This is a genomic window from Bacillus cereus group sp. N21 (assembly GCF_016483395.1).
Lineage (GTDB): Bacteria > Bacillota > Bacilli > Bacillales > Bacillaceae_G > Bacillus_A > Bacillus_A pseudomycoides.
In genome coordinates this window covers 1-453 of record NZ_JAEHBX010000245.1, presented here as the reverse complement: position 1 = coordinate 453, position 453 = coordinate 1, and the positions used below count along the sequence as shown (strand labels likewise).

Genomic DNA, 453 nt, shown 5'->3' with positions numbered 1-453 from the left:
CCTACTTTTCCTATTAAAAAGCCTAATTTCTCAATTGATTGTAGAGAAATTAGGCTTTTTTCATCACTCCATTAAAGCGCCCTATAGTTTAATGACTTGATTTACTGATTATATCTTCAATCACTCACTTTGAACTATATAGATATAGTTTTTGTTGCAACTGTTTGTTGAAATGCCTTATCATGCTCAACAATAACCATTGTGGGATTAAATTGTTGAATAAGCTCTTCAATCTGCATACGCGAATAAATATCAATAAAATTTAATGGTTCATCCCATATATATAAATGAGCTTTCTCACATAAACTTTTAACGATAAGCAGCTTTTTCTTTTGTCCACCAGAATAATGAAATATATCTTTCTCAAATTGAATTCGGTCAAAATCCATCTTACGTAGGATGGATTTAAATAACGTCTCATCAATCTCGTGCTCTTCAATAAAGTCCGATAAC

At 30.9% G+C, this 453-nt stretch carries 1 protein-coding gene; it reads right to left on the bottom strand.

Going from position 1 to position 453, the window contains the following annotated elements:
• Positions 1-134: 134 nt before the first annotated feature.
• A partial coding sequence (locus JDS96_RS30700; RefSeq protein WP_199669117.1) for an ATP-binding cassette domain-containing protein occupies positions 135-453 on the bottom strand: 319 nt, incomplete at its 5' end.